This window comes from Streptomyces sp. NPDC048481, from assembly GCF_043200075.1.
GTDB lineage: Bacteria > Actinomycetota > Actinomycetes > Streptomycetales > Streptomycetaceae > Streptomyces.
The window spans coordinates 95975-118042 of record NZ_JBICXC010000015.1 but is presented as its reverse complement, the minus strand read 5'-3'; the positions used below and the strand labels follow the sequence as shown (position 1 = coordinate 118042).

Genomic DNA, 22068 nt, shown 5'->3' with positions numbered 1-22068 from the left:
GCCCGCGCATGCGGGTCACGCCGTCCAGGAGGACGAACCGGGACAGATCGGCCGGTGCCGCGTTCTTGTCCGTTCCCTGCGTCAAGCCCCAGACCCGCCCGTCGGTCCCTCGCCGCCCGGTCTCCCAGGGGACCTGTTCCGTCCCCGGGCTCCGGCAGAGCGAGGGCCCCGCGTCCGCCCTGGTGAGGCGGGCGCGGGGCCGTCGTCGGGAAGGGGGGCTCAGCGGGAGGTGAGCTTCCAGAGATGGTCGGCGGTGCCGTTGTCGCTCCACTGGATGACCTGGGCGCCGGAGGACGTGCTCATCCCCGTCACGCCGAGCAGCCGGCCGCTGTTGTAGTTGGCGATCTTGTAGTAGCCGTCACGGGCCGGGATGACCTGCCAGAGGTGGTCGGCGGTGCCGTTGTCGCCCCAGATGAGCGCGGTGCCGCCGTCAGCGGTGCCCGCGTTGGTGATCCCGAGCAGCAGGCCGCTCTTCTGGTTGACGATCTTGTAGAGGCCCGAGCCGGCGGCGGTCAGCGTCCAGTTCTGGTCGGTGCCCGTGGTGGACGTGGACTGCACGACGGCGGTGCCCTGGGCGGTGCCTGCCCCGCTGGTGTCCAGGGCGAGTCCGCTGTTCTTGTTGGTGATCTGGTAGCGCCCGGCCAGCGAGGTGTTCGTGCCGCTCGGGGTGATCACCAGGTGGTAGCCGTCGGCGGCGTTCATGGTGACGGGCACGGTGATCGAGCCGTTGCTCACGGTGTAGTCGGCGTCGGAGACGGTGATCGGGCCGGGAGAGGCGGTCGTACGACCGGTGTCGGGGCTGTACTCCAGCTTCACGTGCACCGTGGACCCGAAGGCCGACAGGGACGACAGGCCGTTGACGGTCACCGCGCAGGAGCCGCTGCACCCGCCGGCGACGACGCTGATCTGGTTGCCCGCGCCGTTGCGGGACGCGATGCCGTCGATGCCGGTCTGGGCGGGCGGCGTGGTGACCAGCATGCTGCCGGACATGTCGCCGTACCACTTGTAGGTCCAGTACGAGCCGTTGGGCGAGCCGCCGGTGTCGGTGAGGGTGTCGCCGAGGGTGCCGTAGTGGTTCCAGAAGGCGAGTTCGGCGTCGCGCACTCCGGCCCGCTCGAACTTGGCGGCGTAGCCGATGAGCGCTCCGCTGTCGCCCATCTCGGCCGGTGTGCCGTACTCCTCGATGTCGATCGGACGGGGACTCAGGCCGAGGCTGGACTCCAGGGCCCGGTAGTCGGAGATGTGCGAGGCGATGCTCGCGCTGGACTGCAGCTCGTGCCAGGCGATGACGTCGGGCACGGCGTTGTTGGCGATGGCGTCCTGGAGGAACGTCTGCATCTTGGCCCGGGTGTAGAACCCGAAGCTCGGACCCTGGATCGGGGTGGTGGCGTCCTTGGAGCGGATCTCCTTGTACGTCAGGTTCCAGGCGGTGTCGAACGGGCCGGCGTGGGTGGTGTCCCAGTTCAGATCGGGCTCGTTCCAGATGGCCCAGGCGGAGATGTTCGTGGCGCTGGAGGCCTTCACGGCGGCGATCTGCTTGTCCACGGCGGACAGCCAGTCGCTCATGCTGACCCACTTGTAGGGGAAGTCCGGGTACCAGTCCGGCATCCGTGCGACCACCTTGGCGCCGGCGCGGGCCGCCTTCGGCGCGACGACCAGGGCGTCGCCGGCCGGGCGGGGCTCGCCGTTGGGCAGCTGGGAGCCGCCGGGCGCCATCTGCACGAACGTGTTCGGCTTCAGCGCCTGGACCAGGCTGTCGGAGGGGGTGGTGTCGTCGGCGAGGCCGTAGAGGCTGCCCGTGCCGACGTGCGTGACCGGACGCAGGGTCTGGTTGGCGTTGACGACCAGGGTGGTGGAGGAGGTGGGGGTGGCCTGGGCGGAGGCGCCCGTCAGGGCGACGGCGGTCGCGGCCAGGGTCGTCGCGAGCGCGGCGGCCGTGGCGCGGCCGAGGACTGCTCTGCGGTGGTGCTGGGGGCTCAGGTACGACATCAGCGGCTCTCCTGAGAGCGGATGGGGACTTGCCGGTGGTGCGGAGGCCGGCGGGCGGCTCGGGGCCGGCCGGCCGATCACTGGTGCAGGGGACGGAGGCCGTCGCGACGGGTGACCACCCTGCGTGAGGTGGCGGTGGGTGGGGCGGCCGACGTGGGCGGTGCGCGTCCCCGGCCGGTGACGGCGGACATCGCGGTCAGTCCTTGACCGCGCCCGCCGTCACACCCGCGGCCACATAGCGCTGGGCGAGGACGAGCAGCACGGCCGCGGGCAGCGACGCGACGACGGCGGTCGCCATGATCGCGTTCCATTCCTGGTTGTTGTTGCCGATGTAGTGGTAGATGCCGAGGGTGATCGGCCGCCAGTCGCCGCCGCCGTCGAGGGTGTTGGCGAAGACGAAGTCGGACCAGGCCCACAGGAAGCTGAAGAGCGAGACGGTGACGATCGCGTTGCGGCTCACCGGCAGGACGACGGACCGGAAGGTGCGCCAGGTGCCGGCTCCGTCGATGCGGGCCGCGGCGATGAGTTCGCCGGGGATGCCCGACATGAACGCCGTGAAGATCATGACGCCGAACGGCACCGCGATCGTCGAGTCGGCGATGATCAGGCCCCACCACGAGTTGAGCAGGCCGAGGTCCAGGAAGATGCCGTAGAAACCCATCGCCATGACGATGCCGGGGATCATCTGGGCGATCAGCAGCACCAGACCCAGGATGCCCCCGCCGAAGGGCCGGAGCTTGGCCAGGGCGAAGCCGGCCGGCGCGGCGAGGACCAGGGTGAGGACCACCGTGCCCAGACCGATCAGCAGGCTGGTGCCGAGGTAGGGCATCTGGTCGTTCGCCACGGCGCGGTAGCCCTCGAACGTGGGGTGCAGGGGCAGCAGGTCGGGCGGACTCTTGCGCATGTCCTGCTGCGGGGTGAGGGACACGTTGACCATCCAGTACACCGGGAACAGCATCAGCGCGGTGAGCACGATCCCGATGACGGTGTAGCGGCGGGAACCCTTGCGGAAGGTCATGCTTCCTGCCTCCTCTGGACGCGGACGTACAGCAGACCGAAGACGAGGGCGATGAGGATGAGGATGTTGCCGACCGCCGCGCCCGGCCCGAACTTGGGCAGCAACGTGCCGAAACCGAGCTGGTACGACCAGGTCGCCAGGGTCGACGAGGCGTCTCCCGGCCCGCCCTTGGTCATGATCCAGATCAGGTCGAAGACCTTCAGCGTGTAGACGAGCCCCAGCAGCAGGGTGATCGCCGACACCGGCCGCAGCAGCGGGAAGGTGATGCGCCGGAACTGCTGCCAGGCGCTCGCCCCGTCCAGCGAGGCCGCCTCGTACAGCTCGCCCGGGATGTTCTGCAGCCCGCTGTAGAGGATGACCAGGTTGAACGGGATGCCGATCCAGATGTTCGCGATGATGACCGAACTCAGGGCCCAGTCCGGTGAGTTCAGCCAGTCGACCGGGGCCACGCCCACGAGGTGCAGGGCGTAGTTGAGGACGCCGGACTCGCTGTTGAACATCCACGACCAGGTCGACGCCGACACGATCAGCGGCAGCAGCCACGGAATCAGGAACAGCGCCCTGAGGGTGCCGGCCAGCCGGAAGTGGCGGTTGAAGAACACCGCCAGGGCGAGCCCGGCCACGTACTGGAAGGCGATCGACACGAACGTGAAGACCATCGTGTGACGCAGCGCCGGACCGAACGTGGGATCGTCCAGGACGGTCCGGAAGTTGTCCAGCCCCGAGAAGGGCGCGTCACCCGCCACGAACGAACGGACCGTGTAGTCGCGCAGGCTCAGGTCGAGGTTGCGGTACAGGGGATAGACGTAGAACGCGGCGAGGTAGACGACCAGCGGCGCGAGGAACGCCAGGGCGGTCAGCCGGCTTCTGCGCCGCTGGCGGCGCAGAAGTGCCGATGCGTCCGTCGGGTCGGCTGCTCCGGTCGCCCCGGATGTGACCGGGCGCCGCTGCGAGCGGCGGTCGACGCGGGCGATGGTCATGCGAACTCCTGTGTGCGGGTGGCCTGCCCGGGGTGGCGGTGTCCGGACGGTTTCGGGTGTCCCGCGGTCCGGCCGGAGGAGGTCCCCGGCGTGCCACGAAGACCTCGCATGTCAGCCGTTGCCCTTGTCGGCGGCCTTCTGCGCGGCGTCGAGCGCGGCCTGCGGGCTCTGACCGCCGGACAGCGCGGCCTGGACGGCGGTCCACAGCGGCTGCGAGATGGTCGGGTACTTGGTGCCCAGGCCGTCGCTGGTGCGACCGCGTGCGGCGGCCACCGCGGCCACCCACGGCTTCAGCTTCGGGTTGGCCTTGACCTGCTCGGCCTGCACCGCGGTGACGGGGGCGACGTAGGCGAGGGTCGTGTCGGTGGGCAGCAGGTTCGCGTCGCTGGTCAGACAGGTGACGATCTTCTTGGTGACCTCGTAGCGCGAGGTGTCCTTCTGCACGGGGACGGTGACGAACTCACCGCCGGTGGGCACCGGAGCCGCGCCGCCGTCCTGCCCCGGAATGCTGACGACGCCGTAGTCGAACCCGGCCTTCTCGGCGTTGCCGAGCTGCCAGGTGCCGTTCTCGCCGAACGCGTACTCGCCGGTGGCGAACTCCTGCCAGCTGGTGGTCTGGGTGTTCTGCAGGACGTCCTTGGGCGCGTAGCCCTCGTCGACCCACTGCTTCCACAGGGACAGCGCGGCCACGCCCTTGTCCGAGTTCAGCTTCGTGAGGTCGGCGCCCGAGCCCCAGAACCAGGGCAGGAACTGGAAGCTGCCCTCCTCGGTGTTGATCGCCGAGAAGGTGATGCCCTTCTTGCCGGCGGCCTTGACCTTCTTCAACGCCTCCGACAGGGCGGCCCAGTTCGTGAGCGAGGCGGGGTCGACATGGGCCGCGGACAGGACCTTCTTGTTGTAGTAGAGGGCGAGGGTGTTGGCGCCGATCGGCACACCGTACGGGTAGCCGTGCAGGGTGCCGGCCCCGATGATGTTCTTCTGGATCGACGTGGTGGCGATCCCCAGGTCGTCCATCTTGTTGAGGATCCCCGCCTCCACCAGCGTGGACACGACCGGATTGTCGACGAGCATCACGTCGGGGGCGTTGCCCTGCTGGGCGGCGAGCAGCGCCTTGTTGCCCAGGTCCGAGGTGTCCATGCCGGTGCGCTTGACCGTGACCCCGGCGTCGCTGCCGCACTTGGTGACGAGCTTGCCCCAGTCGGAGGAGGCGTCGAACTGCGGGTACGGGTCCCAGAAGGTGTACGTCCCGCCGGCGGCCTTGCCGGACCCGGAGGCCGAGGAGTCGGAACCGTTGCCGCAGGCGGCGAGTGCGGTCAGCGCGCCGACGGCGGCGACGGCGGTGATGAGGGTACGGCGGTGGTTTCTCACGGTGACCTCGTTGTCTTGTGGTGGGACGCAGGGAGCAGTCGGAGGAAGCAGGGAAGACCGAAGCGGGGGGACGGGAGGGGGAAGGCGCGGGGGGTATGCGGGCGGGGAGGGAGTGCTCAGGAGGTGGGCAGCCAGATGCGCATGCTGCCGTCCTGGCGGTTGGCCCAGGCGTAGTACGGGACGGCGGTCAGCCGGAGGGACGCTTCGGCCGGTGGGGCGTCGGTGGATGGGGCGTCGGCAGGCGCGGCGGCCCGGTACGGCCACCAGCCGGCGTCGGGGATGTCCCGGCGGCGGCCTTCGGCGACGACGGTGGTGACGCCGCCGAGCAGGTCGGGGCGGTGCTCCACCGTGAGGGGACGGGTGGGGTCGAGGACGATGTCGTCCAGGCCGCCGCCGGGGTGGTCGACTCCTTCCAGGCAGTACACGAGCGGTCCGCGCTCGAGCGCCACACAGCCGCGCACGGCGTCCACCCGGGGGTCGGCGGCCGTGAGGCGTGGCTCCAGGGCGAGTTCGAGGACGACCCGGTCGCCGGGCGCCCAGACGCGCTCCAGTCGCAGCCAGCCGTCGGTGACGGGCGCGTCGCTCCGGTCGTACACCGTCTCCCCGCAGCGGACCCGGAAGGCGCGGCACCACTGCGGGACACGCAGCGAGAGGGTCCAGGGACGGTCGGCGGGCGTCTCCTCGACGGTCAGGGCGATCACGCCCTGCCAGGGGTAGTCGGTCTCGGCGCTCACCGAGAGGGGGGTTCCGCCGAGGTCGCCGGTGTAGCGGCCGGTGGCGTACTGGTGGATCTGCAGGCCGCCGTCGTCGCTGGTGGCGAGGTAGTGCTCCAGGGAGGCGAGGAGGCGCATCACGTTGGGCGGGCAGCAGGCGCAGCGGAACCAGCGGGTGCGCCGGGCCGACTGGTCGCCGCCGGGGTCGGTGTGACCGTCGCGGACCTGGAGCGGGTTGACGTACAGCCAGCGCTCGCCGTCCAGGGAGACTCCGGCCAGGAAGCCGTTGAACAGGGTGCGTTCGACGAGGTCGGAATAGCGGGCCTCGCCGGTGAGCAGCGCCATGCGCCAGCTCCACTGGATCGAGGCGATGGCCGCGCAGGTCTCGCAGTAGGCGCGTTCGTTGGGCAGTTCGTAGGGGTCGCCGAAGTCCTCCTTGTCGTGGTGCGCGCCGAGCCCGCCGGTGATGTGCGTCTTGGTGGCGGTCATCGCGGCCCACAGCCGTTCCGCGGCGGCGCGCAGTTCGGCGTCCTCCGTCTCGGTCGCCAGGTCGGTGGCCGCGGCCAGCAGGTACAACTGGCGTACGGCGTGCCCTTCCACGGTGGTGGCCCGGCGCAGCGGGACGCGGTCCTGGCAGTAGGCCTCGCCGCCGAGCAGTCCGTGACCGTAGCGGTCGACGAAGTAGCCGGCCAGCTCGAGGTAGCGGCGCTCGCCGGTCTCCCGGTACAGCTCGACCAGGGCGGTCTCCACCTCGGGGTGGCCGTCCACGCCGTCGACGGGTCTGCCGCTGCCCGGCAGACCGAAGACGGAGTCGATGTGGTCGGCGAACTTCACCGCCACATCGAGGAGTTCGGGCCGCCCGGTGGCCCGGTGGTGGGCGACGGCGGCCTGGATCAGATGCCCCGCGCAGTACAGCTCGTGCCCCCAGCGCAGGTCCTGGTACCGCTCGCCGCCCTTGAGCAGCTGGAACCAGGTGTTGAGGTAGCCGTCGGGCTGCTGGGCGCCTGCGACCAGGGAGACGATCCGCTCCACGTCGGCGGCGAGCGGGCCGTCGTCCCCGGCCGTCTGCCGGGCGAGCTGCCAGGAGGCGGCCTCCAGCCATTTGTAGACGTCCGAGTCCACGAAGGGGTAGGCGCCCTGGAATTCACCTTCGGTGACACCCGCGGCGATCCGCAGGTTGCCCAGGTTTCCCGCCGACTCCAGCAGCCCCGGACCCTGCGGGATGGAGGTGTGCGCATTCACCTCGCGCCGGGTGTCCCAGAAACCGGCACGCACCTCGGCGGTGGCGGGGACCAGCGCTGCCTTGGCGCCCGGACCGAGACGGACCGGACCCGTGGGGCCTCTTCCCGCGTCGGCCGGGGCCGCGGACGGGAAGGAGGGCACAGCTGAACGTGGGCGGGGCATGGCTCTCCGAAGAGGTAGAGGGGAAGCGGGCGGGGCCGGCTCACGGGGGTGTCGTGGCGTCCCGGGCAGACCGGGCGGGCGGTGTTCGCCTCTCGGACCCGTTTGAGAAATCGTTTTTCTGCCGGAAACGTAAGGAGCGGGCGGGTGTGAGTCAAGAGGGATGCGGCAAGTATTTGCGGCTTCCTGGTCAGGGCTGTTCAGGGGGCGCGAACAGTGCCACTATGTGCGTCCCGACGTCATCTAGGAAAAGGGTTGCGCGTGACCGCCGTTCCAGAGTCTCCTCCAGCCGGGCGGGCGAAGCTCGCCGACGTCGCCCAGCTGGCCGGCGTCAGCGTCGGAACGGCCTCGAAGGCGCTGAACGGCAACGGCAGGATGCGGCCCGAGACACGGCAGCGTGTGCTGGCCGCCGTGAAGGCGCTCGACTTCCGCCCCAACCAGCATGCGCAGAGCCTGCACACCGGCCGCAGCTGGACCGTGGGGCTGATGACCACCGACGGCATCGGCCGGTTCAGCACACCGGTGCTCCTCGGCGCCGAGGACGCGCTCGGAGCCGGGAAGATCTCCGTGCTCCTGTGCGACACCCGCGGCGACGCGATCCGCGAGGAGCACCACCTGCGCAACCTCACGGACCGGCGGGTCGACGGCATCATCGTGACCGGCCGGCGCACCGATCCGAGGCCGCCCCTCACCGGCATCGATCCGGTCCCGACGGTCTACGCCCTCTCGCCGTCCACCGACCCGGACGACATCTCCGTCGTGTCCGACGACCTGAACGGAGTCCGGCTGGCGGTCGAGCATCTGCTGGCCACCGGCCGCACACGGATCGCGCACATCACCGGCCCGGCCCACCACGCCGCCGCCCGCGACCGCGCCCACCACACCGTCGAACTGCTCGAACGCGCCTCGCTCGCACTCTCCTCCGGCCGTGTCCACTTCGGTGAGTGGAGCGAGGCATGGGGGCGCCGCGCCGCCGAGGCGGTCCTGCGCACGGCACCGGACACGGACGCCTTCTTCTGCGGCAACGACCAGATCGCCAGGGGCGTGGCCGACACCCTGCGCGAGCACGGCCTGGACGTTCCCGGCCGGGTCGCCATCGTGGGCTACGACAACTGGGACGTCATGGCCCTGGCCTGCCGGCCGCCCCTCACCACCATCGACACCGACCTCACCGAGATCGGCCGCCAGGCAGCCCTCCGGTTGCTCGACGCCATCGGCTCCGACCCGCGACCGGGCCTGCACACCGTGCCCTGCCGCCTCGTGGTGCGCGAATCCAGCTGAAGGAGCCACCGGGACGGCATCTTTCACCGAGCCCTCTGATCACGGGCTGGAACGCTCACGCGGCGGGTTCACTGCCAAGCTGCGCCTGGCCGTTCAGCAGTACCGGAAGCCCATGTCGACCGTGGTCGCGGCAGGACAGCGCGAGGACTCGCCGCAGCTCGGACCGGTGCCGGACAAGGTCCACGTGCCCCGCATCGGGCCGGTCCGGACACGCCTCCGTCCCGACCGGTGCGGGCCGACCATGCGTACTCCTCCCGCGAGAACCGGGCCCACCTCGCGGTTCGCTACGAAGCAACCGTTCTCGTCGCTGCCGTCAACGAGCAGCTGTGACCCGAAGCCGTCAGACGGTGGGATCCACGTTCCACGTGCGTGGCAGATCGCGGCCGCAGAAGACGCAGGCGAAGTCGTCCTCACGCACGATGTTGTGCTGCTGGCAGTCGGGGCATCGCCGGAACACGAACTCATGGGTGAAGCCGGAAGGCCGCCCAAGCTCTACGCCGTCCAGAGCATGAGCGACTGCCGGCCAGGAGGTGACGTCGGGGCAGTATCCGGTGGACTGGTTGCTGACCTCGCCCACGGTCCACCGGTCTGCCTCACGCACGAAGCTGATCTCACCGGCGCTCGGCACCACGTCTCCGCCGGCGCAGGCCACGTGCTCACTTCGCCGCGGCGCCAGCCGAAGCACACCGTCCGTGCCGACCACGAAGGTGAACGGTTCGGTCAGTTCTGCTGCCGGTCGCTCGGCGATCCAGCCGTCGAAGTCGGCCGCCGAGCCGATGCGGCACCCGCCACCACCGGGCCGGGCCACAGCCTTCAGCTCAATCGGTCCGACATATCGGTACCTCCGCGTCCGCCCGTTCACGTCAGCCGACCTGAAGCACTTCCGGCACGCGCCCTACTCGTCCAGGAACTGATAGACCCCGCTCGGAGCGCCGGTCGACAGGGTTCCGTCGTGGATCCGCCACTCGCTCATGCCGTCGCACTCATGGCTGACGAGGAACAACCCGGTGATCAGATCGCCATCGGCGTCGGAAGCGGGAAGCCGCGCCACACGGTACAGGCGCTCCAGGAGCCAGTCGGCGGACGGCGCACGCATCTCCGCCCCGAAAAAAGCCCAGTTGGTGAAGTTGTACTGCCTCGCGGGAAAGGCCCAGCCACCGCTGTACGTCCGATCGGGATCGTCAGCCTCGACGATCTTCTTGACCTGGACGAGCTGCAGGTCGTCGCACTCCAGCCAGCCCCTTATCCGAACGAACACCCCCACGACGACCGCCTCCCGCCCCCGTTCACCCGCGTGCCGACTCCGACACCGTCGAACGGTAGACACGGTCGGACCGATCAGGCAAAGCGCTTTACGGACCTGCCCGCAGCGACCGGGTCCGGCGCCCGCAGCCGAACACGTTCATCGTCCGCCCCTCTGCGCGGGCGATCTCGACGGGGGTGGGCTCGACGGGGAGGCCGTCGTGGTCGGTGGGCTGCGGTCGACGGGTGGGCGCCGAGGCCGTTGGCAGACGGCGGCCGTTCGTGGTGCCGCGAGCCTCGGAGAGCCGGGCCCGTGACGTCACAGCATCTCGAAGTCCTCGTACTCGAAGCCCGGAGCGACGATGCAGGACACCAGGACCGGCTCGTCGGTGGCCGGTTGTGCGGTCTGCCAGACCCCGGCGGGCACGAGGAGCTGCGGTCGCTGCCCGCTTTCGACGTCCGGGCCCAGCGATGCGACGGTCGCCTCCTGCGGAGTGGATGCGTTTCCGCCGAGCCGCAGGGTCAGCGGGCCGCCCCGGTGCCACAGCCACAGTTCGTCCGACCGCACCCGGTGCCAACGGGAGACTTCGCCCGGGTGCAGCAGGAAGTAGATGCCGGTGGCGAAGGCGCGGGGCCCCGCGTAGCCGTCGGGGACTGCCGCGGGTCCGGTCCGCCAGGTCTGCCGAAACCATCCGCCTTCGACGTGCGGCTCCAAGCCCAGAAGGCCGACCAGCTCGGAAATGTCGTCCATGAGCAGCCATCATGCCCGCAAGGCCGGCGATCGGTGCCGAAGTCCTCGCAAGGGGTGGTGGTCGCTCTGCGCCTGCGGGGGAGGGCGGAGTGGCAGGCGGACCGCCGACGGTCGGGCCTCGGGCGTTGGCCTTCGGCCTTCATGTCGGCGGTCCGCCGGGTGTCGTCCACTGCCGCCGGTCGGTCAGAACCAATCGGTGCAGACGACGGTGTCGCTGTCTCCGGGGCTGCCGCAGGCCCGCATGACCACGTTGTGGTCGTTCCATTCGGTGGTGAACGCGTCCGAACCGCTGGTGATCTTGGTGAAGCCGAGCTGGTCCCAGGACTGCCCGCCGGTGAGACTGCGGTCGACCCACACTTCGTCACCGGACGTGCCGCCGGTGATCCGTCCCCAGGCGCACTCGGTGGTGTCGCTGTAGCGCAGTTCGATCAGTCGGCCCGCGATCGACACCGAGCGCGGTGAGCGGGCGCCCGTGCCGTCGGGGGCGCCTCCGTCGGTGCAGCCCGCGGTGGTGGTGCCTCCGCCGAGCGCGCCGCCGGCGCAGTCGGGAATTCCTGGCAGTACCGCCGGGCCCTTGAGGTAGATGTTGGTGATCCAGCCGTTGTAGTCGGGCAGGTAGGACCAGACCGTGTTGACCAGGCCCTCCGCGTTGACGGTGTCGCCGTGCTGCTGGCAGGAGACGCGGACAGTGGTCTCGCCGCCGATCGTCTGACGGACGGCGGCGGTGAGCGTGGGCTGGGATCGTACGTTCACTCCGTCGCCCCAGGTGGTGAACTGCCCGTTGGAGCCGCCCCCGCCGACCGGGCCTCCGCTCAGGCAGTCGGGCACGCCGGGCAGCGCGGCCGGCCCGCGCACGTAGATGTTGGTGATCCAGGCGTCGTACCCGGGCAGATACGACCACAAGTCGTTGGTGATCCCCTCGGCGGTGATGGACTCGCCGTGGATCTGGCAGGAGATCTTCACCTGGGTCGGGCCCGGGAAGGTGTGCTGCACCGTCGATCCCCGACGCGGCTCGTTCCCGGCTCGCACCCATTCGCCCCAGGTGCTGAAGAGCTGGCCGGGAAGGCCGGAGTTGTCCGGCGTGGCCGAGTCCGAGCTCTCGCTCGGCCTGATCGCTCCGACGTAGATGCTGCTGGAATGCGAGCTGAAGTCGGCGACCTGGAGCGGGTGCTGGGACTCCGCCGCTTCCACGATCTTCCCGTCGCCGAGGTAGATCGCGGTGTGGGTGGTGCTCATCCACACGAGGACCCGGCTGGCCTTCCAGAACAGCACGTCACCCGGCTTGAGGTGGGCGGTGCCGTCGCCGCCCCCGAAGCGGACCGGCCAGTAGCGGTCGAACACGTCGGACGTCGTTCCGGGACCGAGGACGTCGCGGCCGGTGGCCACCGACCATGCCCAGCGGGTCAGGCCCGAGCAGTCGAAGCCGACGACATTGCCGTCGTTCCACGCCTCGTCACCGCCGCCGTCGGGGGTTCCGTGCGTCTTGCCGGGGACGGGGCCGTGTCCGCCGCCCCACGAGTACATGGTGCCGGCCGCCACCTCGTCGCAGGCCGCCTTCACGGCGAGTGCCCCCTGGACGCTGGTCTCCCCGTACGCCCGGCAGTCGCCCGCGGCGTGCGCGGGCGCCGCGGGCAGGACCGCCAGCCCCAGGGCCAGCAACGCGCAAACCAGCAGCGACCGAAGCAGCCCCGGCCAGGCCGGCCCGGCGCGCAAATGTCCGTTCATGGTCTTTTCCCCCTTCGGCGGGACACCCGCCGCCGTGCGTGCGGAGCCGCTCCGCAGCGCCGACGTCGAGGCTAGCCGATGGTCGGGACATGCCAACCCGGGAAGGCGGCGGCAATCCGCGGCCCGCGCCGCAAAAGGGCCGCCGACCGGCTCCGCCGGGACCCGGTGGTGGCGCACGCCCGGCGTGACGGGGACGCCGCCGGCCTGCGACGACCGCGGCCCCGTCACGCTCCACCCCGGCTCGCCCGCGGATGCGGGAACAGGGCGTCGGCGCGAGTCTGGGGACCAGGACATCGCCGGTCGGTCGCCTCGCGGCACCGGGCCCTGTCCGCGCGCGAGCGCCGTCGGCATCCGTTGCGAGGAGGACGCCATGCCCGAGAAGGACGACCTGAACAAAGGCGACGAGGTGACGTGGAGAAGCCACGGCCAGAACGTCACCGGAAAGGTCAAGAAGAAGATCACCGGTCGCACGCAGGCCGCGGGCCGCACCGTCGACGCCTCGTCCGAGGAGCCGCAGTACGAGGTCGAGAGCGACAAGTCCGGCCGCTCGGCCGTGCACAAGCCCGGTGCGCTGCGCAAGAAGGGCCGTCGCTCCTGATGGCCGGCGGCGAGCACGACGACGACCGTGACGGGACGGTCCGCGAGTTCCACGAGGCCGTCAACATGACCGCCGGCGAGCTGGACAAGTGGCTGGCCACGGACGAATCCGCGGGAGTCGGGCAGAGCGACGGCGGTGAAAGCGTCGGACACTCCTCCGGGCGCCGCATCGTCGGACTCCTGCGCACCCGGAAAGCGGACCTCACCGACGACGATCTCGCGCACATGCGCAAGGTCGTCGGCTACGTCCATCGCCACGTCGCGCAGCGGCCCGCCGGAGACGTCACCGCCACCCGCTGGCGCTACTCCCTCATGAACTGGGGCCACGACCCCGAGAAGTGAGCGCGTCGCCCGACGGCGGCGTGCCCTCCGCGGCCCACCGGACCGGACCGTGAGCCGCATACCGGCCCCGACCGGGCCCGGAGGACGGATGGCCGGACGCCGGATGGGGCGGACGCCGCATGGGTCGGCCGCGCCGGGCAGGCGCGCACACCGGTGCCGCCCGTCGGGCCGGTTCGCGATCACCCGGCGGGTGCCTGCCGGCTGTGCTCCTTGACGGACTTCTCCACCGTGTGCGCGCACGCGACGAACATGTCGATCTGCTCGGGGGACAGATCGCGGACGGAGATCTCCTCCAAGGTGCGCCACATGTCGGCGATGGGTTCCCGGAGGGCGCGGCCGGCGTCGGTGAGGTGGACCACCATGGCGCGCCTGTCGTGGGGAGCCGGCTCCCGGGTGAGAAGTCCGGCTTCCTGCATGCGGCGCAGCGACTTGGACACGGTGGAGTGGTCGAGGCCGACGCGCTCCAGCAGTTCTCCCTGCGTCTGACCGTCCCGGTCGAAGAGCTGCATCAGCAGCAGTTCCTGTCCCGGGTGCAGGTTCAGGGCGCGCAGCATGGCGGCGGCGTGTCCGCGATGGGCGCGGGCGAGCTGAAAGATGGCGTAGCTCAGACGTCCGTCGCGTGCGGTGCTCGGCAGTTGCGACGCGGTGGGATCGGGCATGGTGCGGCTCCCTGGCCTGGAGGTCGAGTGCGACCGGTCAGTCGACGGTGAGGACGATCTTGCCGCGGTTGTGGCCGGCATCGCCGGCCTGCTGCGCCTTGGCGGCGTCTGCCAGCGGGTAGGTGGCGCTGATCGTGGTCACCAGTGTGCCGTCGGCGACCTTGCGGGCCAGTTCGGCCAGGCGCGCGGCGGAGCGGCGCTGCGGGCCCTCCGCGAAGACGACGCCGAGTTCGCGGGCGCGGAAGTCGGCGGTGGTGACGATGCGGTCGGTGCCGCCGCGCAGGGTGATGGAGTCCTCCAGCGCACCCTTGCCCGCGGCGTCGAAGACGGCGTCGATCCCTCGGGGGGCGAGTTCGCGGACCCGCCGGACCAGATTGTCGCCGTAGACGAGGGCGGTCGCGCCGAGCGAGGTGACGTACTCCTGGTTCGCGGCCGAGGCCGTGCCGATGACGCGGGCGCCGCGCGCGACGGCGAGCTGGACGGCGATGGTGCCGAGTGCGCCGGAAGCTCCGTGGATCAGCAGGGTTTCACCGGAGGTGACGCCGAGCAGGTCCAGCACGCGTTCGGCGCCGTCGCTCGCCACCGGCAGGGCGGCGGCGTGCGTCCAGGCCAGCCCGGCCGGCTTGGGAGCGAGGACGGCCGCGGAGGCCAGGGCGTACTGGGCGTAGGAGCCGGTGTCCGACCAGCCCAAAACCTCGTCACCCGGCTTCAGGTGGTCGACGCCCTCGCCGACGGCGTCGACGACACCGGCGATCTCACCGCCGGGGACTGCGGGCAGCGTGGTGGGGAAGATGGCCTGCATCGCGCCGGAGCGGATCTTGCCGTCCACCGGGTTGACGCCGACGGCCTGTACACGCACGCGGACCTGGCCGGAGCCGGGCTGAGGAACGTCGATCTGCGCCTCGTGCAGGACCTCGGTGCCGCCGAACGCGTCGAAGACGATGGCCTTCATCACGGTGCTCTCCTGGGATGGAATGCCGCGCCGACCACTTCTGTGGCCAGCCACATAAAAGTAGCACCGATTATGTGGCCAGCCAAGTAATTGCTCGGCGGGCTTCGCGAACGCGCAGCCGCGTGGACCCCCGCCCGTCAGGAGTGACGCGAGGGCGGCACCCGAGAAGGCGGCGGCCAACGGACGGGGCCCGGCCGGCTGGAGGGCTTCGACCGGGCCGTGACCAGGCCGGATGCCGATGCCGAGGGGAGGGTGCGATGATCCTTTCCTCTCCGGTATGCCTGCCGGACCGTCGTGACGAGGACTGACGAGGACTGTGAGGGACCGATGACGCTGAGTGTGGGCCGGCGGGTACGCCTGGCCGCGGAGCTGCGGCTGGCCGGCACGGTGACCTCGACCGAGGACGTTCCCGCCGAATCAGGTGTCGCGGGCACCTCGGTCTCCCTCGCGGCAGGCATCGAGGGCACGGTCGAGCGGGTGGACGAGCATCACCGCCGGCAGAGCCACGAGGTCCGCGAGTACCTGCGCCTCAAGTCGCTCCTCGACGACTTCGGCCACCAGATGCCGCCGGAGAGCAGAAGGCAACTGCAAGAGCAGGTGAGCGCCTTGGAGGAGCACTGGGTCGCCCATCAGCGCCGGATGCTCCGCGTCACGGTCCGCGTCCGCCTCGACAACGGATTCGTCCTCGACGACGCCCCCGAGGAAGCCTTCGCCTCGGTCTGACGATGATCAAACACAAGCCGGGCAGGAGCGACGCGGCTGCTGACGACTCAGCCGCGCGCCGAGCCCGACAAGGAGGATGCAATGGCCAAGGCGGTACGGGCCTCACTGGGCGAGATGCAGATCACGTGCCAGGTCTGCAAAAGCGAACTCTTCCGCGAACGGGGAGTGAAACTCAACAGCACGGGCGGGGAGTTGTTCAACCTGGCCTGGGCGGACGAAACCGCCACCGGATTGATCTGCCTGCGCTGCGGTTTCGTGCACCTCTTCGTCAACCGGAACATACAGCTGCACACCGTCAAAACCTGAACCGGCGCAGCGGTCCGCCGAGCGGCGTGCCCACGCGGTGCCTGTGCGGCACGGTACTTTCGCAGAGCCTGGGTGAGCCAGGTGTGCACGGGTGTCAGGTCCGCACGGACGAACCGGTCCGCCGGGCACGGGCCGGTTCGGCGGGTCCCCCGCCCATGAGCCCGACCACAGCAGGTCGGCGGGGCATCGCCCCCCGGGGCCGCGCAGCTGTGCTGTCGCCGCTGCCGGCGGTCGGATGGCGGCGACAGGTGGGAAACGTCGGTGGGGGAGCGCCCCGAGCACTCCCTGCCCGGGCATCGTGAAGGCCCGTGTGGTGTCTTCGGTCAGGACCGCAACCAGCACGGGCCATTGAACTCGTCCGAGCCGTGGCGTACTTCGCCACCGCCCGCTGTGGTTCGGCGATGGCGAGACCACCCTCAACGCGATCTTGCCTTGCTTGTGGCCCTGCGCGGCCGCCTGTGCGCGCTGCCGCCTCGGGCGGCGCGTAGGTGCTGTCCGTCCCGACGTGGAGCTTGGCTCGTCGGACAGAGGCCAGGTCTCGGCGAGTTGAGGGCCCGCTGGACCGTACCTGAATGTTCGAGACGGTGATGCCCAGGGCGCGCTGTCTCCTCCGGGTCGTACCGGGCGAAGAACCACCGCAAGCATGGCGCCGCGGCGCTGCAGCACGGCCGACCGGGGGTACGTCGATGGAACCGGCAGGGTCGGTCCCGAACCGCACGCCTGGCCGCTCGCCGCATGGAATCCTCCGAACTCGACCCCTTTGAACCGCGCAGAGGTCGCGACGTCACGCGGGCGACTCCCGCACGTTTTCTAGGCGCGCGGCCATTGACACGACGCCTGCGACGGGGCCAGGATCACGCCTGCAAACATAGTATTGAAACGTTTCAAACGTCTGGAAGCAGTGATTCTGCCCTGTTTTGCCCCAGGCTGCCGACGCGTTCTGCCGCCCTCTCCGCACATCTCCTAGGAGCCCGCGATGCACGATGTGAAGCGCCGCAACATTCTGCGCTCGGCCATAGCTGTGGTCCTGGCCCCCACTCTGGGTTCCGTGATGCTGCCCGGGCTCGCGCCGACGGCCTCCGCGGCGGTCTCGTGGACCGCGAAGTGGGTCTGGGCTCCGTCCAGTACGGCCAACCAGTGGGTGGCCTTCCGCAGAACGTTCACCCTGGGCTCCGCGCCCTCGACGGCCATCACCCAGATAGCGGCCGACTCCAAGTACTGGCTGTGGGTCAACGGCACGCTCGTGGTCTTCGAGGGCGGACTCAAGCGCGGCCCGAACCGTACGGACACCTACTACGACGAAATCGACCTTGCCCCGTACCTGACCAGCGGCACCAACACGGTGGCACTGCTGGTGCGGTACTTCGGCAAGGAGGGCTTCTCGCACAGCAGCAGCGGCAAGGGCGGCCTGCTGTTCCAGTCCGACATCACGACCGGATCCACCACCACCCGGCTGGTCAGCGACACCGACTGGAAGCACAAGGTCCACCCGGCCTACTCGAACAACACCAGCGGCACCCAGGTCAACTTCCGACTCCCGGAATCGAACGTCTACTACGACGCCCGCAACGCCGCCGCCATGGCCGACTGGCAGTCCCGCGGCTTCGACGACAGCGGCTGGAGCGCGCCCACCGACTTCGGCGCCGCGGGCGCCGCTCCATGGAACGGCCTCGTCGAACGGCCCATCCCGCAGTTCCGCTACTCCGGCCTGACGTCCTACACCAACGCCGCCTCGCTCCCGGGCACCGGTCAGGGCTCCACCGCCATCTCGGCCACTCTGCCCTCCAACATCCAGGTCACGCCGTACCTGAAGGTGGACGCCCCGGCCGGCGCGGTGATCGGCATCCAGACCGACCACTACGACGACGGCAAAGGGCTGGTCGGCATCGACCAGGAGACCATCTTCAACGTCCGCGCCACCTACGTCTGCACCGGCGGGGTCCAGGAGTTCGAGGCGCTGTCGTGGATGAGCGGTACGGCCGTGCGGTACACCGTCCCGGCCGGCGTGACCGTCCTGGACCTCAAGTACCGGGAGTCCGGTTACGACACCGACTTCGACGGGTCGTTCACCAGCAGCGACGCCTTCTTCGACACCGTGTGGACCAAGGCCGCCCGCACCATGTACGTCAACATGCGGGACAACTACATGGACTGCCCGACCCGCGAACGCGCCCAGTGGTGGGGCGACGTGGTCAACCAGCTGAAGGAGGGCTTCTACACCTTCGACACCAGGTCCCACGCCCTCGGTAAGAAGGCCGTCTCCCAGCTGGCCTCCTGGGCGAAGGACACCGGGGCGCTCTACTCCCCGATGCCCTCGACCATCTGGACCGCCGAGCTGCCCAACCAGATGCTCGCCTCGGTGTGGTCCTTCTGGACGTTCCACCTCTACACCGGCGACACGAGCACGGTCACCGGCGCCTACCTGGCGGTGAAGACGTACCTGGGCCTGTGGGGCCTGGGCAGCGACGGCCTGGTTGCCCACCGCGCCGGGGACTGGGACTGGCAGGACTGGGGCAGCGACATCGACACCCGCGTCCTGAACAACTGCTGGTACTACCTGGCCCTCGACACCGCCGCCAGGCTGGCGGCCCTCAGCGGCAACACCGGCGACGTCGCCCGATGGCAGGCCCAGCGCGCCAGTATCAAGGCCAACTTCGACAGCCTGCTGTGGAACAGCACGAAGAACGAGTACCGCTCACCCGGCTACAACGGCGACACCGACGACCGCGGCAACGCGCTCGCCGTCGTCGCGGGCCTCGCCGCCCCCAGCCACTACCCGGCGATCACCAACGTGCTGCGCACCCACCTCAACGCCAGCCCTTACATGGAGTTCTACGCCCTGGAGGCGCTGTACCTGATGGGTGCGGCCACCGTCGCCGAGGAGCGGATGCGCAACCGCTTCGCCGCCCAGGTCGCCGACCCCGCCTGCCACACCCTGTGGGAGGTGTGGGTCAAGTCGCAAGGCACCGACAACCATGCCTGGAACGGCGGCCCGCTGTACGCGCTGTCCGCCTACGCCGCGGGGGTGCGCCCCACCACGGCGGGCTGGACGACGTACGAGGTGATCCCTCAGACCGGCACCCTCACGAAGATCAATACGGTGACGCCGACCGCCGCGGGCGACATCCGCTTCGGCATCACCCGCGACGGGACCCAGGCGACTCTCACGCTCACCTCGCCCGCCGGTACGACCGCCCGAGTGGGCGTGCCCACCTACGGCGGCTCCCAGCCCGTCATCAAGGCAGGCGGCACCACCGTCTTCACCGGCGGCTCTTCCACCGGCAGCGTCAGCGGCCTGAGCTACGACGGCCAGGACTCCTCGTACGTCTACTTCAAGGTCCAGCCGGGCACCTGGACGTTCACGGCCACAGGCACCGGCCGACTCGACAACCTCGCCCTGAACCGGCCGGTCACCAGCAACAACAGCCTGGAGAACAGCAACTGGGGCAGGAACCGGCTCACCGACGGCAAACTCACCAGCGTGAGCGGCGCCAGAGGGTACACCAGCAACGAGTTCACCTCCGCCGACGTCAGCGCCACACCCGTGTGGGTGGAGATCGACCTCGGCGCCGACACCGACCTCGACGCCGTACGCCTCTTCCCCCGCACCGACATCCAGGCCGCCGGGGGAGGGACCGCGGGCTTCCCCGTGGACTTCACGATCCAGACCCGCCCCGACGGGTCCGGCACCTACACCACGGCCCGCACCGTCACCGGCCAGGCCAACCCACAGGGGCTGGTGCAGACGTACGGCTTCAGGACCGCCACCGCCCGCTACGTCCGCCTGCAGGCCACCAAGCTCGGAGCCGCCGCCTCCGACGAATCCGCCAAGTTCCGTCTGCAACTCGCCGAACTCACCGTCCCCACCGCCGCGACCACCGTCACGGCCAACTACACGCTGGAGAACAACGACTGGGGCAAGACCCGGATCCTGGACGGCACCACCACCAGCGTCACCGGCGCCAAGGGCTTCACCAGCATCGACTTCCCCTCCGCCGACGTCAGCGCCACACCGGTATGGATCGAGGTCGACCTCGGCGCCGACCGGTCCATCGGCGCCGTCACCCTCCACCCCCGCACCGACACCGGCGGAGCCGGCGGCGGCACCGCGAACTTCCCGGTCGACTTCACCCTGCAGACCCGCCCCGACGGATCCGGCGCCTACACCACGGCCCGCACCGTCACCGGCCAGGCCAATCCGAACGGGGCCGCCCAGACCTACGCCCTCACCTCCACCACCGGCCGCTACCTGCGCCTTACGGCAACCAGACTCGGCGCCGCCGCCTCCGACGAGAGCACCAAGTTCCGCCTGCAACTGGCCGAGATCGGCATCAAGTAGCACGCCGCAGCCGCGTCAACAGCCCGCCCCGGCACACACCCCCATGCCGGGGCGGGCAGCCCTCGCGAACGGTTCCGCGGCTCGTTCGGGAGTGGCCGGGATGCCGGTGTGTGTGACAAACGGTGAGGTCGCGCGCGGCCGGTCCGGGGTGCCCGGGAAGCGGGAAGACGGGCGGGCGGTTGTCTGCCAAGGAGCCGAAACGACCATGGACGACCTCGTCGAGCCCATCACGGTGGCCAGCACCGCGAAGAAGCCGAAGAAGGCACCCGCCGTCGGCTCGGCACCCGAGTCGGAGGAGCTCGGCGGATTGCGCCGGGACAACTGCCGGGGGAGGCAGGAGCGTCGTGCCCGTCCGGTCACACCAGGACGGGCAGCGAAGCCGGCCCGCGCAGGAGTCGGGTGCGCCGCCACTGCACCCGTTCCGGTGCCACCGCGAGCCGGATTCCGGGAAACCGGGTGAGGACCGCGCGCAGGACGATCTCCGCCTCGGCCCTGGCCAGGGGCGCGCCGACGCAGCGGTGGATGCCGTGGCCGAAGCCGAGATGAGCGGAGGCGTCCCGGTTGAGGTCGAGCCGGTCCGGATCCGGGAACCGCCGCGGGTCGCGGTTGGCGGCTCCCAGCGCGACGAGCACAGGGACGCCTGCCGGGAGGTCGGTGCCGCCGAGGGCGAGGTCCTGCGTGGTGAACCGGAATGTGGCGGTGCTGACGGGGGAGTCGAACCGGAGCAGCTCATCCAGCGCTGCCGGCACCTCGTTCGGATCGCTGCGCAGACGGTCCAGTTCGGCTGGGTGTCGCAGCAGTGCCAGCGTGGCGCAGGCGAGGAAATCGGTGGTGGTCTCGTGCCCGGCGACGAGCAACAGCACGGCCAGGGAGAGCAGTTCGTCCTCGCTCAGCCGGTCGTCGGCGTCGCGAGCGCGGATGAGCCGGTCCAGAAGGCAGTTCCCGGGGCCCCGGCGCTTGGCGGCGATGAGGGCCGTCATGTAATCGGCGAGGGCATGCGAGGCCGCGTCGATGACCTCGGGCTCTCCGGCCGCGAACAATTCGGCGGACCAGCGCCGGACGTCGGCCCGGTCCTCCTGCGGGACGCCGAGCAGTTCGCAGATCACGAGGACCGGCAGGGGCGCCGCCAAGGCTTCCACCAAGTCGAAGGGTTCGCCTGCGGGCCATCGGTCCAGCAGGTCGTCGGTGACCGTGACGATGAACGGGCGCAGCTGTGTCACGGCCCCCGTCGTGAACGCTTTGGTGACCAGTGTGCGCAGGCGGGTGTGCCGGGGCGGATCGCTGGCCAGCATGGTGTGCGCCACCGCGGGATGCAGTCGTCGTCGGGATGCCTTGCCCGCGAAGAATGCGTCCGTGTCCTTCGAGAGCCGGGTGTCGCCGAGCGCCTCCTTGGCTTCCGCGTAACCGGTGATCAGGTAACTGACACGTCCGTCCGGCCCGGGCACGGGCTGCACCGGACAAGTGGAACGTATGGCCGCGTAGGCGGGATAGGGGTCCTGGAGAAAGCGGGGATCGTGCACAGGGTCGGTCATGCCCTCAGCCTCCAACTCGATACGGTCGGACGTCGTCGGTGACACGCCCGCGCGTGCCCGGCTCGTCTCCTCGCGGTGCACGCGTGCCCGGGGCCTCGACTCTCCGGAGCGGTACTGCGCGATCCCCCGCGCTTCCTTCGGGGCCTCGCA

Annotated in this window: 18 protein-coding genes; 6 read left to right on the top strand and 12 right to left on the bottom strand. The window is 70.3% G+C overall.

Annotated elements, in window-relative coordinates:
- Positions 1 to 219: 219 nt before the first annotated feature.
- The 5 genes from ACGFSH_RS32555 to ACGFSH_RS32535 form a co-directional block, all read right to left on the bottom strand.
- Entirely contained in the window at positions 220 to 1989 is a 1770-nt protein-coding gene (locus ACGFSH_RS32555; protein WP_393354846.1) for an RICIN domain-containing protein, read from the bottom strand.
- A gap of 196 nt (positions 1990 to 2185) precedes the next feature.
- A complete protein-coding gene (locus ACGFSH_RS32550) occupies positions 2186 to 3007 on the bottom strand; it encodes a carbohydrate ABC transporter permease (protein ID WP_393354844.1) in 822 nt (273 codons plus the stop codon).
- A complete protein-coding gene (locus tag ACGFSH_RS32545; protein WP_393354843.1) occupies positions 3004 to 3987 on the bottom strand; it encodes a carbohydrate ABC transporter permease in 984 nt (327 codons plus the stop codon). Before ACGFSH_RS32545 ends, ACGFSH_RS32550 begins: the two co-directional genes overlap by 4 nt.
- A 111-nt stretch (positions 3988 to 4098) precedes the next feature.
- Positions 4099 to 5355: an extracellular solute-binding protein gene (locus tag ACGFSH_RS32540; protein WP_393354841.1), complete on the bottom strand. Its 1257-nt coding sequence runs from the start codon at positions 5353 to 5355 to the stop codon at positions 4099 to 4101.
- Between the two features lie 116 nt (positions 5356 to 5471).
- The gene (locus ACGFSH_RS32535) at positions 5472 to 7472 is read right to left on the bottom strand and encodes a glycoside hydrolase family 127 protein (RefSeq protein WP_393354839.1); all 2001 of its coding nucleotides are present in this window, start codon (positions 7470 to 7472) and stop codon (positions 5472 to 5474) included.
- A 258-nt stretch (positions 7473 to 7730) separates the two neighbouring features.
- Between ACGFSH_RS32535 and ACGFSH_RS32530 the strand changes: the two genes are divergently transcribed.
- Positions 7731 to 8750, top strand: a complete 1020-nt coding sequence (locus ACGFSH_RS32530; RefSeq protein WP_393354837.1) for a LacI family DNA-binding transcriptional regulator — start codon at positions 7731 to 7733, stop codon at positions 8748 to 8750.
- 340 nt (positions 8751 to 9090) lie between these two features.
- Here ACGFSH_RS32530 and ACGFSH_RS32525 read toward each other — a convergent pair whose 3' ends face one another.
- The 4 genes from ACGFSH_RS32525 to ACGFSH_RS32510 form a co-directional block, all read right to left on the bottom strand.
- Positions 9091 to 9567, bottom strand: a complete 477-nt coding sequence (locus ACGFSH_RS32525; RefSeq protein WP_393354910.1) for a hypothetical protein — start codon at positions 9565 to 9567, stop codon at positions 9091 to 9093.
- Positions 9568 to 9645: 78 nt separating this feature from the next.
- The gene (locus ACGFSH_RS32520; protein ID WP_393354835.1) at positions 9646 to 10014 is read right to left on the bottom strand and encodes a hypothetical protein; all 369 of its coding nucleotides are present in this window, start codon (positions 10012 to 10014) and stop codon (positions 9646 to 9648) included.
- Between the two features lie 297 nt (positions 10015 to 10311).
- Positions 10312 to 10743, bottom strand: a complete 432-nt coding sequence (locus ACGFSH_RS32515) for a cupin domain-containing protein (protein WP_393354833.1) — start codon at positions 10741 to 10743, stop codon at positions 10312 to 10314.
- 183 nt (positions 10744 to 10926) lie between these two features.
- Positions 10927 to 12468, bottom strand: coding sequence for an NlpC/P60 family protein (locus ACGFSH_RS32510; RefSeq protein WP_393354831.1), 1542 nt, complete (start codon positions 12466 to 12468; stop codon positions 10927 to 10929).
- A gap of 370 nt (positions 12469 to 12838) precedes the next feature.
- On the opposite strand from ACGFSH_RS32510, the gene ACGFSH_RS32505 reads away from it, so the two are divergent.
- Together ACGFSH_RS32505 and ACGFSH_RS32500 are read left to right on the top strand one after the other, a co-directional pair.
- Positions 12839 to 13066 (top strand): DUF2945 domain-containing protein, encoded by a 228-nt coding sequence (locus tag ACGFSH_RS32505; RefSeq protein ID WP_393354829.1) that lies wholly within the window; start codon positions 12839 to 12841, stop codon positions 13064 to 13066.
- Positions 13066 to 13407 (top strand): DUF3140 domain-containing protein, encoded by a 342-nt coding sequence (locus ACGFSH_RS32500; protein WP_393354827.1) that lies wholly within the window; start codon positions 13066 to 13068, stop codon positions 13405 to 13407. Before ACGFSH_RS32505 ends, ACGFSH_RS32500 begins: the two co-directional genes overlap by 1 nt.
- A gap of 179 nt (positions 13408 to 13586) precedes the next feature.
- Here the strand turns inward: ACGFSH_RS32500 and ACGFSH_RS32495 are convergent, their stop codons facing one another.
- Both ACGFSH_RS32495 and ACGFSH_RS32490 read right to left on the bottom strand, forming a co-directional pair.
- A complete protein-coding gene (locus ACGFSH_RS32495; protein WP_393354825.1) occupies positions 13587 to 14066 on the bottom strand; it encodes a MarR family winged helix-turn-helix transcriptional regulator in 480 nt (159 codons plus the stop codon).
- Between the two features lie 37 nt (positions 14067 to 14103).
- A complete protein-coding gene (locus ACGFSH_RS32490) occupies positions 14104 to 15018 on the bottom strand; it encodes an NADP-dependent oxidoreductase (protein WP_393354908.1) in 915 nt (304 codons plus the stop codon).
- A 327-nt stretch (positions 15019 to 15345) separates the two neighbouring features.
- Here ACGFSH_RS32490 and ACGFSH_RS32485 point away from each other — a divergent pair, with 327 nt between their 5' ends.
- From ACGFSH_RS32485 to ACGFSH_RS32475, 3 genes are all read left to right on the top strand, one after another.
- Complete coding sequence (locus tag ACGFSH_RS32485) at positions 15346 to 15741, top strand: hypothetical protein (protein WP_393354824.1); 396 nt, start codon at positions 15346 to 15348, stop codon at positions 15739 to 15741.
- Between the two features lie 81 nt (positions 15742 to 15822).
- Positions 15823 to 16047, top strand: coding sequence for a hypothetical protein (locus tag ACGFSH_RS32480; RefSeq protein WP_393354822.1), 225 nt, complete (start codon positions 15823 to 15825; stop codon positions 16045 to 16047).
- Between the two features lie 976 nt (positions 16048 to 17023).
- A complete protein-coding gene (locus tag ACGFSH_RS32475; protein ID WP_393354820.1) occupies positions 17024 to 20386 on the top strand; it encodes a discoidin domain-containing protein in 3363 nt (1120 codons plus the stop codon).
- Positions 20387 to 20742: 356 nt separating this feature from the next.
- Here the strand turns inward: ACGFSH_RS32475 and ACGFSH_RS32470 are convergent, their stop codons facing one another.
- The gene (locus ACGFSH_RS32470; protein ID WP_393354818.1) at positions 20743 to 21918 is read right to left on the bottom strand and encodes a cytochrome P450; all 1176 of its coding nucleotides are present in this window, start codon (positions 21916 to 21918) and stop codon (positions 20743 to 20745) included.
- Positions 21919 to 22068 lie beyond the last annotated feature (150 nt).

Coding starts and splice junctions, on each gene's coding strand:
- ACGFSH_RS32535 (WP_393354839.1), bottom strand. CDS start 7,472: ATGCCCCGCCCACGTTCAGCTGTGCCCTCCTTCCCGTCCGCGGCCCCG.
- ACGFSH_RS32555 (WP_393354846.1), bottom strand. CDS start 1,989: ATGTCGTACCTGAGCCCCCAGCACCACCGCAGAGCAGTCCTCGGCCGC.
- ACGFSH_RS32490 (WP_393354908.1), bottom strand. CDS start 15,018: ATGAAGGCCATCGTCTTCGACGCGTTCGGCGGCACCGAGGTCCTGCAC.
- ACGFSH_RS32510 (WP_393354831.1), bottom strand. CDS start 12,468: ATGAACGGACATTTGCGCGCCGGGCCGGCCTGGCCGGGGCTGCTTCGG.
- ACGFSH_RS32470 (WP_393354818.1), bottom strand. CDS start 21,918: ATGACCGACCCTGTGCACGATCCCCGCTTTCTCCAGGACCCCTATCCC.
- ACGFSH_RS32545 (WP_393354843.1), bottom strand. CDS start 3,987: ATGACCATCGCCCGCGTCGACCGCCGCTCGCAGCGGCGCCCGGTCACA.
- ACGFSH_RS32480 (WP_393354822.1), top strand. CDS start 15,823: ATGGCCAAGGCGGTACGGGCCTCACTGGGCGAGATGCAGATCACGTGC.
- ACGFSH_RS32485 (WP_393354824.1), top strand. CDS start 15,346: ATGACGCTGAGTGTGGGCCGGCGGGTACGCCTGGCCGCGGAGCTGCGG.
- ACGFSH_RS32495 (WP_393354825.1), bottom strand. CDS start 14,066: ATGCCCGATCCCACCGCGTCGCAACTGCCGAGCACCGCACGCGACGGA.
- ACGFSH_RS32475 (WP_393354820.1), top strand. CDS start 17,024: ATGCACGATGTGAAGCGCCGCAACATTCTGCGCTCGGCCATAGCTGTG.
- ACGFSH_RS32515 (WP_393354833.1), bottom strand. CDS start 10,743: ATGGACGACATTTCCGAGCTGGTCGGCCTTCTGGGCTTGGAGCCGCAC.
- ACGFSH_RS32505 (WP_393354829.1), top strand. CDS start 12,839: ATGCCCGAGAAGGACGACCTGAACAAAGGCGACGAGGTGACGTGGAGA.
- ACGFSH_RS32550 (WP_393354844.1), bottom strand. CDS start 3,007: ATGACCTTCCGCAAGGGTTCCCGCCGCTACACCGTCATCGGGATCGTG.
- ACGFSH_RS32500 (WP_393354827.1), top strand. CDS start 13,066: ATGGCCGGCGGCGAGCACGACGACGACCGTGACGGGACGGTCCGCGAG.